At 55.5% G+C, this 17,277-nt stretch carries 14 protein-coding genes; 9 read left to right on the top strand and 5 right to left on the bottom strand.

Annotated elements, in window-relative coordinates:
* The first annotated feature begins 394 nt into the window (after positions 1 to 394).
* Positions 395 to 1,087, top strand: a complete 693-nt coding sequence (locus ACF8R3_RS00180) for a bacteriorhodopsin (protein WP_023534529.1) — start codon at positions 395 to 397, stop codon at positions 1,085 to 1,087.
* A gap of 2 nt (positions 1,088 to 1,089) precedes the next feature.
* Positions 1,090 to 1,926 carry a beta-carotene 15,15'-dioxygenase, Brp/Blh family gene (locus ACF8R3_RS00175; RefSeq protein ID WP_392514552.1) on the top strand — a complete coding sequence of 279 codons (837 nt, stop codon included), beginning with the start codon at positions 1,090 to 1,092 and terminating at the stop codon, positions 1,924 to 1,926.
* Between the two features lie 83 nt (positions 1,927 to 2,009).
* On the opposite strand, the gene ACF8R3_RS00170 is transcribed toward ACF8R3_RS00175, so the two are convergent.
* The 4 genes from ACF8R3_RS00170 to ACF8R3_RS00155 all read right to left on the bottom strand — a co-directional run bounded on the left by ACF8R3_RS00170 (position 2,010) and on the right by ACF8R3_RS00155 (position 5,677).
* On the bottom strand, positions 2,010 to 3,212 hold the full coding sequence (locus ACF8R3_RS00170) for a hypothetical protein (RefSeq protein WP_392514550.1): 1,203 nt from the start codon (positions 3,210 to 3,212) through the stop codon (positions 2,010 to 2,012).
* 519 nt (positions 3,213 to 3,731) lie between these two features.
* The gene (locus ACF8R3_RS00165) at positions 3,732 to 3,995 is read right to left on the bottom strand and encodes a DUF3077 domain-containing protein (protein ID WP_392475136.1); all 264 of its coding nucleotides are present in this window, start codon (positions 3,993 to 3,995) and stop codon (positions 3,732 to 3,734) included.
* Between the two features lie 87 nt (positions 3,996 to 4,082).
* On the bottom strand, positions 4,083 to 4,325 hold the full coding sequence (locus tag ACF8R3_RS00160; protein ID WP_028687111.1) for a hypothetical protein: 243 nt from the start codon (positions 4,323 to 4,325) through the stop codon (positions 4,083 to 4,085).
* A 479-nt stretch (positions 4,326 to 4,804) separates the two neighbouring features.
* Positions 4,805 to 5,677 (bottom strand): helix-turn-helix transcriptional regulator, encoded by an 873-nt coding sequence (locus ACF8R3_RS00155; RefSeq protein WP_392514548.1) that lies wholly within the window; start codon positions 5,675 to 5,677, stop codon positions 4,805 to 4,807.
* A gap of 120 nt (positions 5,678 to 5,797) precedes the next feature.
* On the opposite strand from ACF8R3_RS00155, the gene ACF8R3_RS00150 reads away from it, so the two are divergent.
* From ACF8R3_RS00150 to ACF8R3_RS00130, 5 genes are all read left to right on the top strand, one after another.
* Positions 5,798 to 6,061, top strand: coding sequence for a hypothetical protein (locus tag ACF8R3_RS00150; protein WP_392514547.1), 264 nt, complete (start codon positions 5,798 to 5,800; stop codon positions 6,059 to 6,061).
* Positions 6,062 to 6,336: 275 nt separating this feature from the next.
* On the top strand, positions 6,337 to 7,212 hold the full coding sequence (locus ACF8R3_RS00145) for a hypothetical protein (protein ID WP_392514545.1): 876 nt from the start codon (positions 6,337 to 6,339) through the stop codon (positions 7,210 to 7,212).
* Between the two features lie 55 nt (positions 7,213 to 7,267).
* Complete coding sequence (locus ACF8R3_RS00140) at positions 7,268 to 8,899, top strand: GTPase (RefSeq protein ID WP_392514543.1); 1,632 nt, start codon at positions 7,268 to 7,270, stop codon at positions 8,897 to 8,899.
* On the top strand, positions 8,886 to 10,628 hold the full coding sequence (locus ACF8R3_RS00135; RefSeq protein ID WP_392514542.1) for a LeoA/HP0731 family dynamin-like GTPase: 1,743 nt from the start codon (positions 8,886 to 8,888) through the stop codon (positions 10,626 to 10,628). Before ACF8R3_RS00140 ends, ACF8R3_RS00135 begins: the two co-directional genes overlap by 14 nt.
* 109 nt (positions 10,629 to 10,737) lie before the next feature.
* The gene (locus ACF8R3_RS00130; protein WP_392514540.1) at positions 10,738 to 11,649 is read left to right on the top strand and encodes a restriction endonuclease; all 912 of its coding nucleotides are present in this window, start codon (positions 10,738 to 10,740) and stop codon (positions 11,647 to 11,649) included.
* Positions 11,650 to 11,947: 298 nt separating this feature from the next.
* On the opposite strand, the gene ACF8R3_RS00125 is transcribed toward ACF8R3_RS00130, so the two are convergent.
* Positions 11,948 to 13,405, bottom strand: a complete 1,458-nt coding sequence (locus ACF8R3_RS00125) for a DUF726 domain-containing protein (RefSeq protein WP_392514538.1) — start codon at positions 13,403 to 13,405, stop codon at positions 11,948 to 11,950.
* Between the two features lie 832 nt (positions 13,406 to 14,237).
* Between ACF8R3_RS00125 and ACF8R3_RS00120 the strand changes: the two genes are divergently transcribed.
* On the top strand, positions 14,238 to 16,112 hold the full coding sequence (locus tag ACF8R3_RS00120) for an N-6 DNA methylase (RefSeq protein WP_392514536.1): 1,875 nt from the start codon (positions 14,238 to 14,240) through the stop codon (positions 16,110 to 16,112).
* The gene (locus ACF8R3_RS00115) at positions 16,109 to 17,272 is read left to right on the top strand and encodes a restriction endonuclease subunit S (protein ID WP_392514534.1); all 1,164 of its coding nucleotides are present in this window, start codon (positions 16,109 to 16,111) and stop codon (positions 17,270 to 17,272) included. Before ACF8R3_RS00120 ends, ACF8R3_RS00115 begins: the two co-directional genes overlap by 4 nt.
* The last annotated feature ends 5 nt before the right edge of the window (positions 17,273 to 17,277 follow it).

The raw sequence follows: 17,277 nt of genomic DNA, 5'->3' as shown, positions 1-17,277 counted from the left end.
ACATGGATCGCGCCCCAGCATCCCAGGCTCAAATCACAGATTGGCAGGTCCACTGCTCGACACAATGTTTGAGTGATCAGGCAGAAACGCGCCCTCCGTGTGGGAGCGGCCTTGCGCCGCGATGGGCCGCATGGCGGCCCCCGGCGATTTGAGGTGCGGGCTGAAATCCTGGGGCCGCTTCGCAGCCCATCGCGGCCGGTCCGGCGCCCCGGCGAGGCCGCTCCTACAGTGGATCGCGTGACCTGGGAAGAATCGCACCAAGCCCCGAAACATTTTGAACCAAAAATCTCACCCCGCTCTCCATCCGTAAACGAAGCGGCAAAAAAACCGCGGCGAACCCCGGCACCCCCTTGTATGCACCCCGGGCCTTTTACTGCTGGTAGCGGAGCCTCAAATGATCCAAACCCCCTTGCTGATCGGTTTCATCGTCATGGCCCTGGCATCCCTGGCCATCTACATCAAAGGCGCACACTACGGCCCGCTTCTCGGCCACACCCTCATCCATGCCGCCGTCCCCTTCATCGCCGCCACCGCCTACCTGTGCATGTACCTGGGCGTCGGCAACCTGATCAAAGTCGACGGCAGCGTCACCTACCTGGCCCGCTACGTAGACTGGGCCTTCACCACCCCACTGCTATTGGCAGGCGTCGTCAGCTCCGCCTACTACGGCACCCGAGACCTGTACGGCAAAAGCGGCTACATCACCGCCATCGTCACCCTCGACGTCATCATGATCGTCACCGGCCTGATCGCCTCCCTGGCCCCTTATGGCGTGATCAAGTGGGTGTTCTTCGCCTGGTCCTGCGCCGCGTTTGCCGGCGTGCTGTACCTGCTGTGGAAACCTGTCGCCAGCATCGCCAGCCAACAACCCGGCGTCAGCCCTGCCTACCGCCGCAACGTAGGCTTTCTCACCGTGTTGTGGCTGATCTACCCCGTGGTCTTCGCCGTCGGCCCTGAAGGCTTCTGGGCCGTGAGCGATGCCACCACCGTGTGGGTATTCCTGGTGCTCGACGTGCTGGCCAAGGTCGTCTACGCCTTTACCTCCGAACGTAACCTGCGCGCCGTACCGGTAGGCCGAGGCTACTGAGCATGACCTGCACAGGGCGCACCTGGCGCGCCCTTGTGGGGCTGGCAATAGCGGCCAGCCTTGCAGGCGGGCTGGCGCCGCTGGCCTACGTGCTGCTGGTCGGGCTGGGGCTTGGCCTGCTGCATGGGGCCAGCGACCTGTACCTGGTCGAGCACGGGCAGCGCAGGCGCTTTGTGCTCAGCTACCTGGGCGTGGCCGTGGTGTGTGCCCTGGTCTGGCAAGTGGCGGGGGCGTTGGCGCTTACCGCCTTTTTATTGCTGTCGGTTTGGCACTTTGCCCATGAGGATGAGGTGTTTCAGCGGCGGCATGAGCAGATTGCGCTGGGGCTGTTCATCCTGGGCGGGCCTGCAGTGTTGCACCGTGATGCGGTAGCCGAGTTGCTCAACCTGGCGATGGCGGCCGGTGCCTCTTCTGCCTTGGGCGGATGGCTGGCGGTGACGCTGGCGTGTGCCGGGCTGATTGCGTTCGGTGTGCTGCTGATGAGCGCCTGGCAACGGCGTGACCTGCGGCTGGCGGTGACCTTGCTGCTGGTGGTGGTGACGCCGCCGTTGATTGGGTTTGCGCTCGGGTTCTACCTGCTGCATGCCGAACCCCAAACCCGTGTGCGCGAGCGCATGGTAGGTGCCTTATCGATAGGCGACTACCTGCATCGCACCTGGCCAGTGCTCGCTGGGGCAGGGGTATTTGCCCTGGTGGGTGGAGCTGTGTTCTGGCAGCAGGAACAGACCGGCATTCGGGCCCTGTTCGTGGTGCTGGCAGCGTTTGCACTGCCGCATATGGTGGTGTTGCCGCGTTTTCTCTCGGGGCGCGCAGTGCCTCAGGTGTCGGGCCCGGTTTGACATCCCCGGCGCGTAGGTGCGCCGGGGGCAGCCCCCCTAAGGCGCTCCGGTGTTCAATCAACAATGAAACGAAGGGTGCCGGATCAATTCGGCTTGGCCTCTGTCGCGGCATCGTCGCTTAATACAGGGGCGGCGACATGCACCTTGGCCTCGGACAACGCAATACAGCGATGGACGTAGCTATCGATCTTTTTCAATCCGACATCTCGGTAGCTCGCGGGACAGATCAATAACGTATCGCCGAAGCGGAACAGACGGAACCCTCTAACACTGTACAAACCATTGGACCCCTCATAGCTTTCCAGTTGCCACGTGGCGCTACTGAACACCTCTTTCGGGTAGTCCTTTTCGCTCAACACATAGCTAAGCTCGGTATTGTCTCTGATCTTGATCAGATTGGCGGCGGAGTAAACCCACAAGTCCACGAAGGCCGGCAACAGCATTGCATTAACGAAGACGCACCCAAGTAATGCCAATGCGGCTCGCCCGATGCGGCGTATCGCATCGCCCTCTGTTAGGTAAAAGACGAGGACTGGCGCTAGGTACAGCGTCATGATCAGCAAGCAGAGCGCGATAGCACCAATGGCTTCCTCATCACTCTCTCCGCCTCGCCAGGTCATGATGGCTAGCTGGGCGGGCATGACGCCACTCATCGAAGTGAATGCCAGCAGCACACCGAGCCAGCCAACGACGGCTGTGTAAAAGATTTTGCGATGAGCAGGTTTGCGGGGGCCAGGTGGCAGTTCCAGTACTTTCTCGTGCAGGGGCGGATTGCGGCGAAGCACAATCAGCAGCGCACAGATGGCAGCGACTACGACGATAGGGAAGAAGTAGGCTGGGGCCATGGTGTAACCAAAGATTGCGCCCAGCAGGTTGAGTGATAGCAGTAAATAGCCCCCAACTACGATCAGGCCAAAGCGTAAGGCGAGCTTCTTTTCCAGCTCTCTGTCAACGTTGCATACAGACATGCTCAGCGTGAAGACCCAAGAGGGTACCGATACGACGATCAGCAGAGAGGCGAGTACCAGCAGGCTGAAGAATAACCAGGCAACCAAGTTTGAGGGGTTACCTAACGAGCTCAAAATCAACTCCGGGTGATGGATTACCCAAAGGTACTTGGTGAGGAGCAAGATTGAGATAAGCGTTGAAACTACTGGCAGCCACCATTTGATATCGGCAAGCAGTTTGAATACTGCTTGCCGGGTGGAGTTGGGGGTAGAGGGGTCGGGCGGTGGGTTGGAGGATTGGTTTTGCTGGACGGTTGTGGACGTAGATTCGGCTGTCATGGGTATGTGTTTCTTCCTTGAGTACAGTTTTGTGCTTAGGGAATGCAAAGACACGTTTAGGTGCTTTACACGTAGCCGCCCTTGATATCCGCATGTTGGGTAGGCATTAGCGTTTCAGGGCAAGCATGGCGATAGGCAACGACATGCGAGGCTAAGGGTAGGGGCAAGGCACCGCAATAGGTACGGCGGATTTCGTGGGTCTTTGAGAAGCGGACTACGAGGAAAGAAAATAATCTGAAAGTTTCAGCTTGCTTTTGAGGTGGAGGCTGTAGGAACGCTAAACTTTCAGTGCTGAGACTACTGGCATGTTGATGCATCGCAATATCCGCGACGTGGCAGAAGGGCGCCCGCGGTGTCTGGATAGTTGTCGCTTCGCCAGAGTAGAAGGCGATAAGAAACGATAACGGCTTGGGCTTGGGTCGTTGGATTTCACGGCTCTTTTATGAGCTCCCGCAAGCTTCACCCACGAGCCATGTCCCGGCGCGATGAGCAGCTTCATTCCGCCGGGGATCTATAGGCTTAGCGCATCATGCCAAGTTCAGCGTCGTCCAGCAGGGCTTTGCCGAGTGCGCAGAGGTAGTGGGCGGCCCAGATCAGTTTGGGTTTGTCTTCCATCAAGCCTTCGAGCGTGAGGTCGCGGGCGTAACCCATCAATTCCGAAGCCTGTTCGCGGGCGTGTTGGCAAGGGATGCCGGGTTCGATGCGGAACAGTGCGTGGGTGTGGTTTTCGCCCTGGTAGAAGACGGTTTGGCCGAGGGTGCGGGGGGTGTCTGGGGTGGACATGGGTGTGGCTCCCTGAAGTTTTTTGGGCTGGCTGTTTGGCTAGGCAAGTTGATGACTGCCGTTTTGCTTGAGCCAGGGGCTTGAGGGTTAGTGCGTGGGGTGTCGCGAGGGAGGGTGGTGGATTTGCAGGAGGGCTGATTCCAGCAGGCGGCGCAGGGATTCCAGCTCGTGCATGGAGGCCATGATCAGTGGGGCTGCCGGGGAGCGGGGCTGCATGAGGAGGGCTTGTTGGGCCACGGCTTCGGCGCAGAGGGCGTAGTCGGCGGCTAGGGTTAGAGTGTCTTCCAGGGTGGCGGGTGTGGGTGGTGGGTCGGGGACGATCTTCAGCATGTTCTGGTCCTCAGTGGAGCGACCAACGCTTGCTGTCAAACAAGTGGTGGCAGCTGTGCATGGGTTGACAGACCGGTGAAGACCAAACCGGCGCACACGAGGTGCCCCACACACAGCCGCCATAGGCAATCCGCGTGTTTGGTCGTCATCAGCCTGTCAAAGCTAGTCGTTGATGTGCAACGACGTGCTGAGACTAAGGGGGTGGAAACACGACCGCAATGGGAAAGGTGGGTTGGGAGTATCTTTGGGAAATGGACTACAGGGAAGGGGGGAAGTCTGAGGTTTTTGGTGGTATGGGCTATCCCTGAGCCGCTAATGTTCTGTGATGAAAGAACAGCGGCTCTTCTACATCAAAGTACCCCACGATTAGAGGGGGGGTGGCTTTGTGGGATGGTTGTGGGAGATACGGCTGTCATGAACGTGGGTTTTTTCCTGGAGTGCAGTGATCGTTGCTATGGCGTGCAAAGAGCTCGCCGAATTCAGTCATAGAGCCAAGGTTTCAGCGCGGTTAAGTTAGCGATCACGACCTGCTGCGCTTCTGGCTTAGGGTCCAGGTTCTTGGGGTCTATTTGATAACGTTGCAGCACATATTTGACTAACGCCTGCCGGCTCGGAATCTCCAGCTGGCCATTCTGCATTCCGTAGTCACCCTCTATGATCGCCTTTTGCGCGGCATCAAGCCGCGGGTCGGGCTTCAGGATTACCGAAACCTCAGTGTTCCAGACTGTATCGCCTTCGATGCCGTTGCCATTGCCGTCCAGCAGGTCTGGCTTGCCGCGTATGCGGCTGAGCACGAAGTCGCGATAAGCGCCATTTTTCTCGCAGTAGGCTCGAACGTGCCAACGCATACCGGTATGGATCAGAGTGTGCGGTTCGATCAAGCGAATTTCAGGCTCGGGGTTGGCTAGCGAAACGTATTCGACTTCGAGTCGCAACCCTTCCCGGCAAGCCCGCAAAAGGGGCCTAAGCACCTCGGGCTGAATGCTTCGGTCGGGAACTTGCAACATCAATGTATGCGCATAGGCCAGCTTCAGCCCTTCGATGTGCGTGGCCCGTTCATTGTTCTGAGCAAGCATATCGAGGTAGGCGCTGGCGCTGAGGTCGATGAAGCGTGGTTTGAAGTGCAGCGTAGGTACGTAGCCTTTGATTCGCTTGTCATATGTCAAGTTTCTTGACGCATGCTCGCTAATGTAAGTGTTGATGTCTTTAGACGCTTGCTGGCGGCTGATGCCAAAGCTCTGCATCAGGTGGCCCGTGGTCAGCCGGCCTTCCCACCAAGCCACGGTTTCGATTAGGCGATAGCGAAGTGCCAGGTCCCAGCGGACCTGAGCGATGGATTGCTTACGTTTCATAGCCCCTCCGTGTGTTCCATAACTTTACCTGTATGAGTCAACACTATGGACCTGTAAGCTAAAGCTACATATCGTCTTCCTGGCATAGATTGCACATCGCTACTTTTTAGGGAGACGAATATGAGTCTGTATGACTGGCTGACCGCAGGTGCGCTGGGCTTGATTGGGGTGATCTTGGTCGTGCTGTTGGTGCAGTATCTCCGGCTGAGGGAGATCTGGATGGGCCTTAGCCGGTGTAGAGAAATGCTGCGTTGGGCCAAGATATTCGAGAGCGAGAACCGCGAACTAAAACGTAGCTTACGCGCCGAGCAGCGTCTTAGTGGGCAGCTCAAAGCGCAGGTGGACCGGTTGAGCGCAAGCGCCAAGATCAAAGAGAACGACTGATACCGATTCGCCCATGTCTTACACGCCGGAGTGCTCCAAATGCTGCTGGCGCAAGACCGTTGAACCGGCAGCGATGCGCTGCAACCGGGGGAATGGTGCAGCAGCTGTCCACGGTGTAATGGCCAAGTACGCAAGAAAATACTGAGTGGGCCGATACAACGTTTAGTCGCTTAATGGTGGCTGTCGGCGCGGCGAAGGTGAACTTGACAGCCATAGTGGCAAAATGCGATTTACCGATCTGAATTGGATCCAGCCTAGAATGAACAGGGAACGATATGAGTAGGGCTCAAGATTTCTCCAAGCTGTACGCTCGGGTAGCGAATGACATTGCCACTGCGCTGGATGATGTCTCCCGGCTGGACGTGAGTAATGACAAAGGCAACACCCACCTTGCCAACGTCAAGAAAAAGCTTGGCGAAATGAAGTCGCGCTTCGACGGCGAAATCACCTATCTGGAGAAGCACGCCGAGTGGGAAAACTTCACCATCGCATTCTTCGGGGAAACCAACGCTGGCAAGAGCACTATCATCGAAAGCCTGCGGATCCTGTTCGAAGAGAAAAAGCGTCAAGCGCTGATCGAGCGTAATCAGGCGACCGCCAAAGACATCCAGGCGGTATTTTCTAGCAAAAGCGATGAGCTGATTGAAGAACTCAGCACACGCTACGTGAATTTCTGCGAAGACATCGCCTCTTTAGGCGACGATATCGGAGCGCTGGTCAACCAGACTCACCGTGATTTGGTGAGTACCCGCGAACAGCTGTTGCACACCCAGCAGGATCTCACTCAAAGCGAAGAGCGGCTGACCAGTGCGAATACCGATTTAGAAAGTACCCGCCAATCGCTGCAGAATAGCGAGGCGCGGTTGAGCCAAAGTCAGCTGGCGCTCACTGAGACTCAAAGTGCGATGCAGCAGGTCGAGCTTCAGTTGCAAGGCATGCGGGCCGATTTCCAGCGTAACCAGCAACAGCTGACCGAGCAAAGTAATCAGTTGCAGGCGACTCAAACGCAACTGAGCGAATGCCAACGCCATGGCGAAGCCACACGCGTCGCGCTTGAGCAGAGTGGGAAAATGAAATTGTGGTTCGGGCTGTTCGGCGGCGTGGTGATCGGTACTATTGTCGGTGCCGTGGGCTATATGCAGTTGATGTGAGCCGGGGCGGTGATCGCCTTGAACTGACTTTCATTTCATAGACTCCGGACTCCCCATGCGCGAACAACATTCTTTGAGCGAGCTGGTCAGCGACAGGCTACCCACTCTGCTGAAGCAACAGCAACAACTTGAGCGCCTGCAGCGCGTTGCCGGCCAAGTCGATGGCGAGATCGTCGGCACCGGTCAGGAAGACTTCACTCAGGACAACGTCGTTTATCACTTCACCCACCAAGGCAAGTCGTTCCAATTGATCGATGTGCCAGGCATCGAAGGCAACGAAAAGAAATACGAAGCAATGGTGCAAGCTGCCATCGCTAAGGCTCATTTGGTGTTCTACGTCAACGGCACCAACAAAAAGCCCGAACAGAATACCGCGCAGAAGATCAAGCACTACCTGAACCGAGATGCCAAGGTGTATGCCATCTGCAATTTGCGCGGCAAGGGTGACACCTACGAATTCGAGCGCGACCGCGAGTCGCTTGAGCAGACCCACAAAGACGCGGCAGCGATGCGCGACCAGACCCAAGAAGTGCTTGAAGACATGCTCGGCGCCGAACTGGTCAGTGGCTGCCAAACGCTGCAAGGGCTGCTGGGCTTTGCCAGTGTAGCCTTCGATCAGCGAGGCCTAACCAGCATCCACCCCAGCCGTACCGACTTGCTCAAGTCTCAGCGCACCTACTTGCAAGACTTTACCAGCCAGCAGGCCATGCGCAGCTTCAGTCGGTTGGATCAATTGCAGGATGTCATCGGCAACAGCTGCGCCAACTTCGAGATGGACATTGTCGAAAGCAACAAGCGCAAAGTGCTGCGCCTGTTGCAAGACACCGTCAATGACCTGCAAAAGCAGCGTAACGAGCACCAGGCTTTCTCCGAGAAAATCGGTGCCGAGGTCCAGGAGTGTCAGGACGTCATCCGCAAAAGTTTCGATGAGCTCAAAAGCAGCTTCAACTCCAAGCGCAATAGCGCTTTGAATCGTTTCTTCAATGAACTGAACTCGGCAGCCCGTGAAGCGGTTGAAGAGCATTTCAGCGATAAAGAAGATGTGGAGCGGGTAATTCAACAGCATGTCAGCAAGGGCCAGGATCGGTTAGGCAAGCGCTTGGAAACCATCCAGCAGCAATTGCTTGAGGACCTTACCCAAGCCATCGAACGCGCGCTCAAACGCCTGCAAGAAAATGCCAAGCGGGTGAACTTCCAACAGCAGTTGAGCGAAGCGGCGAACAACTCGTTGTCGCTCTCCAGCGCCATGAGCGCCATCAGCTTCAACTTCTCCGACGTCGGCAGCTTCCTGCTCAGTGTTGGCGGCTATGCACTCAGCGGCTTTGGCATAGGCACCGTATTCCCAGGGATAGGTAACATAGTCGGGGCAATCGTCGGCGGCGTATTCGGCCTCTTGGCTGCGGGCTTGAGCTACTTCTTTGGTGGGCGCGGCAAAAAAATCGCTGAAGCCCAAGAACAGGTGGCCAAGGCAATTCAGACCGAGCGCGAAAAAGTCACCAAGACCTTTGCCGCCGACACCAATGGGATGCTGGCAAAAATCAGCGAGCAGATCGAAGACAGCGTGCTGCGACACCTCAAAGACGAGCGCCGGAAGATGGCCGATGTCACCGCCCTGTTCGATGAAAAAATCGCTTCGATCCAGGCCCTTAAACAGCAAGTGGAAGCCAAACCCCATGGAACAATTTAAACAGTTCAACGCCAGCAAAACCGAGGTCATCAAGTCGCTCGACAACCTGCACAAGCTAGTTGGCGCGCTTGAAGAATTGGGCCTAGATGTTTCGCAAGATATCGACAAAATCAAGAAAGCCATTGGTGACGTGCAATCCGATGCCCTACGTATCGCCTTGCTCGGGGCATTTTCTGATGGCAAAACTAGCGTGGTCGCCGGTTGGCTTGGCCAGGTAATGAAAGACATGAAGATCGACACCAACGAGTCCTCGGACGCGCTGGCGATCTACCGCCCTGACAGCCTCCAGGACCGTTGTGAAATCGTCGACACACCTGGCCTCTTCGGTGACAAAGAGAAGGCGGAAAACGGTGCCTTGGTGCAATACGGCGATATCACCAAGAATTACATTTCCGAAGCACACCTGATTTTCTATGTTGTCGATGCCACCAACCCGTTGAAAGACAGCCATCAAGACATCGTGCGTTGGGTGCTACGAGACCTGAACAAACTCAGCTCGACCGTTTTCGTTATCAATAAAATGGACGAGGTTGCCGACTTACGCGATCCCGAGGAATTCGAGCAACAGAGCGCCATCAAGAAAACGAACCTGCTGAACAAACTGCAGCGCTTCGTCGAGCTAACGCCTGCAGAACGCGAAGCGATCAACGTGGTGTGCGTGGCTTCCAACCCCAACAGTCGCGGACTGGACTTCTGGCTGGAGCAAAAGGACCTCTACGACCAGCGCTCGCGTATTGGCGAACTCAAGCTGGTTACTCAACAAGTGCTTGACGGTAGCGGCCGCGATACCTTGATCAAAAAGACCGGCATCGATGTAGTGCGCGATGTACTGAGCAAGAAGATCGCCGTCGCTCAAGACGAGCTGATCAAGTTCAGGCTGCTAGCCGATAACCAGCGTCTCGATTCGGCGCGCATTCGAGAGGACATTGCGGAGGGCAAGCGCAAGGTTCTGGCTACCGTCGGCAACCTCTACGAGGAACTGAACAACCTCGAAACCGACTTGCTCAACTGCATTCGCACGTTGCCCCGTGACCAGGTGCACGCGTTCCTAGAATCGAGAATTGGCTTCACCAAGGAGGATATTGGCGAAAAGTTGCGTTTTCGCATCGATCACCTATTCAGCACCGCGTTCAATCAGTCGTCCAGCATCATGAATGGCATCAGCGCGAAGATCGAACATCAGCTCGATAGTTCTTCCGACTTCGCCGACAGCATTGCGGCGTCTGCCTTGACAGCCTCCAGCCGAGCGTTGAGCGCGGTTTCCAAAATTCCGGTCGAAAGCATCAAAAACGGGGTGTTCCTCGCGCGGGAAACGCTAAAGAACCTCACGGGTTACGTTTACAAGTTCAAACCCTGGGAAGCGACTAAGCTAGCGGCCAATATCAGCCGTTGGGCTGGGCCGATCGGTGCAGGGATTCAAGTGCTGAGCGACGCCATCAGCTTGGTCCAGCAGCAACGTGCGGAGGCCGAACTGAAGCAGTTGCAGAGTGATTTGGCTGAAGTAGTGAAGAGCCACTTTGCTGAGCCGATGAAGTTGCTTCAGGACCATGAAAAGGTGATGGAGATTTTCGCGCCTCAGATCAAAGCGTTCGAGAAGATTTTGCTGGAGCAGGAGCGAAGCTTGGAAGACTTGCGCAGACGGCAGGAGCAATTGGCGGAGTTGGAGAACCATCTGACCCAGGCGTTTGGCGCGCGTGCGCCGATTGAGGGTGAGTATCAGGTGGTTTGATAGCCAGGTTCCCAAGTATCTCCACGCTCATCGGCCCTGGGTGCTCTCGATGGGAGCACCCAGGGCCGCGAGCATGCAGCGCAGCATTGATTGAACATAAGGAGCCTGGATGTCCATCCCAGATTTTCAAACCATCATGCGCCCGGTATTAGAATCGGTGCGCGACGGCGTAGAGATGCCGCTGGGCGCGTTGCGCGAGCACATCGCTGATGTCTTCCAGTTGAGCGAGAACGAGCGCAAAGAGCGCCTGCCATCGGGGCGCCAGACTGTGATCAACAACCGAGTAGGCTGGGCTCGGACCTACCTGAATAAAGCCAGTTTGCTGACTATTCCAAGCAAAGGGATGGTACAGATCACCGCGCGTGGTCGGGAAGCGCTAGCCAATGGGCCCGAGCGGCTCACCGTGACTTGGTTGAAGCAATTTCCAGAATTTGCCGACTTTCACACAGCTAAACCACAAATGGTTGATGTGCTGGAAGGGATAGAGCCCGCGGTGCCCGAAATTACGCCAGACGAGCAAATGGCGCAGGCGCATCAGGCGCTTTTGCAATCGTTGGCTGATGAAATTCTCATACAAGTGAGGGCGTCAACGCCGACTTTTTTTGAGCAGTTGGTTGTTGATTTGATGCTTGCCATGGGCTACGGCGGGTCGCGAAGAGAGGCAGGTAGAGCGACACAGGCCACCAACGACGATGGAATTGACGGGATAATCAAGGAAGACAAGCTCGGCCTAGATGTGATCTACCTGCAAGCCAAGCGCTGGACTAACACCGTACATCGGCCCGAAATCGATAAATTCATCGGCGCGCTGACTCGGCAGCGGGCGCGCAAAGGTGTTTTTATTACGACCTCGGAGTTTTCGATGGGGGCTCGGGAGGCCGCACTTGGGTTGGATACCAAGGTGGTGCTGATTGATGGCGTCGAGCTGGCGCGGTTGATGGTTGAGAATAATTTGGGGGTTAGTGTGAAGCAGGTTTATGAGGTGAAGCAGATGGATAGTGATTATTTTGGGGAGGAGTGAGGGGAGGGGGGTAGTCGGGCGTGTGGGAAATCAGCAGCCCTATTACCCATTCTCGAATGCTCCGTTTATAGCCCTTCGCTTTAAGTCACCCAGTCTATCTCGCTTGACGCTGTAAACAGCCAAATGTCAGTAATTCATCAGCTAGGGCTGCAGTTGCGGAAGGTTACACACCTCAAGTCGGTGGGGGCTCGGTGCTGAACAGCGCGCCAGCATGTTCGATGAGTTCGACGCAGAAGTATTTTGCTGCAATCACTATGGCTTCTTTTCTGACGTTGGTAGCGCTTGGTGCGTGGATGTCTCAGTGGTGCCTGAATCCACGCTCGCTCCCCCAGTGAACCCGCGCAAAAAACACCACAGCCACGGCGGGTATCAATGCTGAGTAGCCGGGTTTCAACGCGGTCTTGAAATTAGTCATCCAGCGGCCGGTTATATGCTTGCCCATTAGCTCGGGCAACGCCGACAGCATGTTCCAGTCTGCTGATTGCTTGATGTTGAGCGTCCTGCCGATGACTGTCAGCGTTTGGGAGGTTTCCACCCCTGGAGCAGAAACTGGAGCCTTGACGTAGGAGGCCAAGGTCAAGCGCTTAGCCAGCGCGTCGACATGGCTGAAATAGGTGTCGGCAGACATGGCCTTAACTGCGGCAATAGGCGAACTGCTGAAGGGATGACCCTCCGGGAACGCGTTGTCGAACACTTGCCGAACCAACAGCGCCTCTAACTCCACTACAGCGCCGCAACGTTGTCGGTCATTGCCTAGGTCGAAGTGTTCCGCCAGCATGTCCAGCAGCGCGGAATAGGCAATACCCCGGCCCCGCAGGAAATTCACCATGCAGTGGCCACCCAGGTGCTGCATTTCGCGGACGAAGGAGTACAGCGGCTGTTGCTCATCAATGCTGGTCCAACTGCTGGTTTTGAGGTGTTTGATGCCTTGTGCCAGTACCTCTCGTGGGACTCCTTGGAGCAGGCCATATAACAGAACGTCGTTAAGCACCGGGTCTTGCACGTGAGGCTGGCCGAGTTGTTGGCCGTTGAATCCGGAAAACCTTGTGCGCATTAGTACGTCGTGCAGTTTCGGCCAGTAATCCAGGTGGCCGAATTTAGTCATTTCAACGTTTTCAAAGGGCTTAACTTGATGCCGTCCTAGGCACTTTTCATCGGCATTAAGCAGCAACACTCTGTCTGACTTGGAGTAGGCGTTGATTACACGTTTCGCGGTGTCATTCAGCGTTTGTGCTTCATCCGTCGACACTTCTACAGCAGCAGCCATCAGCAGCACGTCATTGATGACCAGGTCGCACGCATCGAGGTTTTGGGCCAGTTTGCGCAGCGCGCTGATCACCACTCGTCCGCCCAAAGAGTGGCCAACAAGGTTTACGTGGGTAACGTAGGGGTAGTGCTCCAGCAGGTAGTCCCCCAGCTCATCGAGCAGGGCTTCGCCAACGAGATTCGCGCGTTTGCGGGACACCGCGAAATGCACGGCCCGGTCTCCGGCAAACGCTGCCAGCGTAGCTGCAGGGTGCAGGCGTGAGGCGCCGAAGATGAAGTTGCGCGAAAGCTTGTTGATTGAACCGACGTGGCTGGACTCCCAAAACGCCAGCAGGTTGATATCGGTATTCAAGGTCTGCGGAATCTGGCTGACTAGCAGTGTCCGGTCGGTGAAGTTGTGGCCCGCAGAGTAGCCGTGGATAAACACGTTGGCGGTGGTGGCAGTGCTGTTGAAGGATTGGGTGGTGAAACTGAAGTGCTGAGGTTTCAAGGGCGAGAGCTCCGGGCGAGGGCGGGATCCACAGGGGCTTAGCATGTCAGGCTTGCTGGCAGACTGCCAGCTTGCTGGCGCAATCCACATACAGTGCTGTGGGCAATCAGCGTGTTTGGTCCTCATCAGTCAGTTAAAGCTGGCCGTTAATATGCGATGACGTGTTGAGCCGGAGGGGTTGGATAAACGACCGAAATGGGAAAATGGGTTGAGAATATTTTTGCGAAATGGACTGTAGAACGGGAGGGTTCAGAGATTTTGGGTCGTGAGAGCTATTCGTAAACTCGGTATCAGGGATGTCCGGCCGTTGATATGATTCACGGAATATGACATGGGCGCTCGTTTCAAGCGATATTGGCATAGCGGTTTCCAGATCCCAAGTGCCGACATGTGCTCAAAAGTAATTTGAAACTTCGCTGTGCCGGGGTGATCTGAATTTGACTCTTATTTTACTGAAATACATAAGAAAATATCGGTTTAATATTTGCATGGAATACCCATTGGAATACCGGTTGGCTGGAATCGTACTCTGGATGCCTCAGCGCTCACTGAGGCTGATCGCGTGATATCTGTCGATAAAAGGCTTTCGGTCATCGGTAAGGGATACACCAGCGTCAGCCTCTATCCGCGGGGGATGACTGGCAAATTTTCTTCGGTGGTGACTGCCTGCTAGATCAGCCCAACGGCAGCCATCAGTAACCCGCGGCGTGTGAATGCCCGTAGAGCCGAGGTGCATGAAGAAACTTAACCAGTGGAGGTGGCGCCGGCTGATAGGCTTAGGCAGCGTGGCTTTGCTGTTGAAGTGGGCTACCGGCCACTGGGGACCGAAGATGTGGATCTGATCAGCCACCTGGATGGTGTAGTGCGGCTCTTGGAGGTCAAGTCGTTGTACATCCGTTCGACCATCCATGAAGTCTGGCTCCATCGCACCCACACGTTGGGCAAAGCGGCATGGCAATTACGGCGCAAGCAGGTAGCTGTACTCAGTATCCTGGTGGCTGATCAACAGGTGTGGGCTGGCTTGAGTCATCCAGCTCAGGGTCTTGAGGCGGGTATGCGTGCCTGCAGTCCGTTAAAACCAGGAAATGAGCTCCCTTGGTTTGGTCTGCTGAGTATGGGGCATTGGCTTTTCCCTCGTGCCCTCGGCTGGACGTGCGAGGCATCCTCAGGCGAAGAAAATTTTGATGCCAAGTCGATAGCAGGTAAATTGGCAGTTTTGCCCCGCGCAACATTATTAGGATTCTTACAGTTAATGTTTGAACAAGCGTTCAAGAATATCGACGACGCGCTCTGGAAAGAGAGCGGCTGTACCACCGAGCTTGATTACACCGAGCAAACCTCTTGGTTGCTTTTCCTCAAGTATCTGGACGGGCTGGAGCAGGACAAGGCAAGCGAGGCCCTGCTTGAAGGTAAGTACTACTACTACATTTTAGATCCAGCCTACCGCTGGAGTACCTGGGCCGCTCCTAAGGATGCGAATGGCCTGCTCGACCACAACAGCGCACTGACGGGCGACGATCTGATCGATTTTGTGGATCGCAAGCTCTTTCCTTATCTGCATGGTTTCAAACAGCGTGCAGCTGGGCCGGACACCATCGAATACAAGATCGGCGAGATCTTCGGAGAGATCAAAAACAAGATCCGCAGCGGTTACACGCTACGAGACATTATCGATCACGTCGATGAGCTGCGCTTTGGCTCACAGGTCGAGAAGCACGAGCTTTCGGCACTCTACGAAGAAAAAATTAAACGTATGGGTAACGCTGGGCGTAACGGCGGCGAGTACTACACCCCGCGCCCGCTGATCCGCGCCATGATCCAGGTAGCTGCGCCGAAGATAGGTGAACGTATTTATGATGGCGCCTGTGGCTCGGCAGGCTTTCTCTGCGAAGCGCACGATTTCCTCCGCGCCAAGCCCAATCTGAGCACTAAAGACCTGGAAACCCTGCAGAGGCGTACCTTCTACGGCAAGGAGAAGAAAAGCCTCGCCTACGTGATCGCGATCATGAACATGATCCTGCACGGCATCGAAGCGCCTAACATCCAGCACACCAACACCTTGGCCGAAAACATCGCCGACGTGCAGGAGAAAGACCGCTTCGAAGTGATCCTCGCCAACCCTCCTTTCGGCGGTAAAGAGCGGCCCGAGGTGCAGCACAACTTCCCGATCCGTACCGGCGAAACGGCTTTTCTCTTCCTGCAGCACTTCATCAAGATGCTCAGGGCTGGTGGCCGTGCGGCCATCGTTATCAAGAACACATTCCTCAGCAATTCGGACAACGCTTCGGTCTGCCTACGCAAGCTGCTGCTAGAGAGCTGCAATCTGCACACAATTCTGGATTGCCCCGGCGGAACCTTTCAGGGCGCGGGCGTCAAAACCGTCGTGCTGTTCTTCGAGAAAGGCGCACCTACGCGCAAGATCTGGTTCTACAAGCTCGATCCCGGCCGCAATATGGGCAAGACCAACCCCCTCAACGACGCGGATTTGCTGGAATTCATCCAGCTGCAGAAGTCGTTTGCCGACTCCGACAAGAGCTGGAGCGTGGATGCTGCCAGCATCGACGCGACGAGCTACGACTTGTCGGTGAAGAATCCGAACAGCGGCGAAGAAATCACTCACCGCAGCCCGCAGGACATCCTCGACGAAATCGCCGCGCTGGATGCCGAGAGCACCGATGTATTGGCGAAAATCAGGGCGATACTATGAAAGCAGGGTGGCAGTCCAAGCCATTTGAGGAGTGTATCGCTAAAGTTAAATACACCCGAAAAATTCCTCGCCAGGATTTCCTTGACGATGGTGCATTTCCTATCGTTTCGCAAGAAGCCGAGTTCATAAACGGCTATTGGAATAATGAGGCCGACTTATTCAAGGTCAGCACTCCGCTGGTTGTTTTCGGAGATCACACAAAGTGTTTGAAGTACATTGATTTCGATTTTGTTCTGGGGGCCGACGGAGTAAAAATTCTTCAGCCTAAAGACTTCCTGCTCCCGAAGTTTTTCTACTACCAACTACAGGCAGCGTCTCTGGGTTCGCTCGGTTATGCGCGTCATTACAAGCTATTGAAAGAGCTTAAAATCGCCTACCCAGCGAAGCCAGAACAACAACGTATCGTCGCCATCCTCGACGAAGCCGTTACCGCCATCGCCGAGGCCTGTTCCGCTGCCGAGCAAAATCGCCAAAACGCCCGCGAGCTCTTCGAAAGCCACCTCCAGTCCGTCTTCAGCCAGCGGGGCGAGGGCTGGAGGGAGACAACGGTTGGTCAGTTGGTCCGGGATGGGCTCATTGCAAAACCCCAGGACGGTAATCATGGAGAGATTCATCCCACAAAAGCCGACTATGTCGAGGTTGGCATACCGTTTGTTATGGCTGCAGATCTTTTAGGTGGGCGTGTTGATACAAAGGGGTGCCGATTCATTTCCGAACAGCAAGCTCGATCGCTTCGAATTGGCTTCTCAGTCGATCAAGATGTGCTTCTTTCCCACAAAGGAACCATTGGAAGGGTCGCTATTCTTGAAATAGACCAAGAGTTTGTAATGCTAACGCCGCAAGTTACCTATTATCGGGTGCTGAATAAGTCAGAAATTTCAAATCACTACCTGTATTTTTATTTTCATAGCCCTAAATTCTTAGCCCAGATCGAGCATGTGGCTGGAGCTGGTTCGACTCGTGCCTACATCGGCATAACGAAACAACTCGATTTAAAAATACTGCTTCCTCCAATTGCGATTCAACAGCAGCTTGCCGTGCAATTCGAAGCGCTCCAGGATGAGTCTCGTTATCTTGAATCTATCTATATGCGCAAGATCACCGCGCTGTACGAGCTGAATCAATCTCTGCTGCATCAAGCTTTCAGCGGCAATCTGTAAAAGGA

Origin of the sequence: Pseudomonas sp. FYR_7 (assembly GCF_043106155.1) — a bacterium.
Taxonomy (GTDB): domain Bacteria; phylum Pseudomonadota; class Gammaproteobacteria; order Pseudomonadales; family Pseudomonadaceae; genus Aquipseudomonas; species Aquipseudomonas parafulva_B.
The sequence above is the reverse complement of the archived record's forward strand: the minus strand, read 5'-3'. Positions and strand labels throughout refer to the sequence as shown.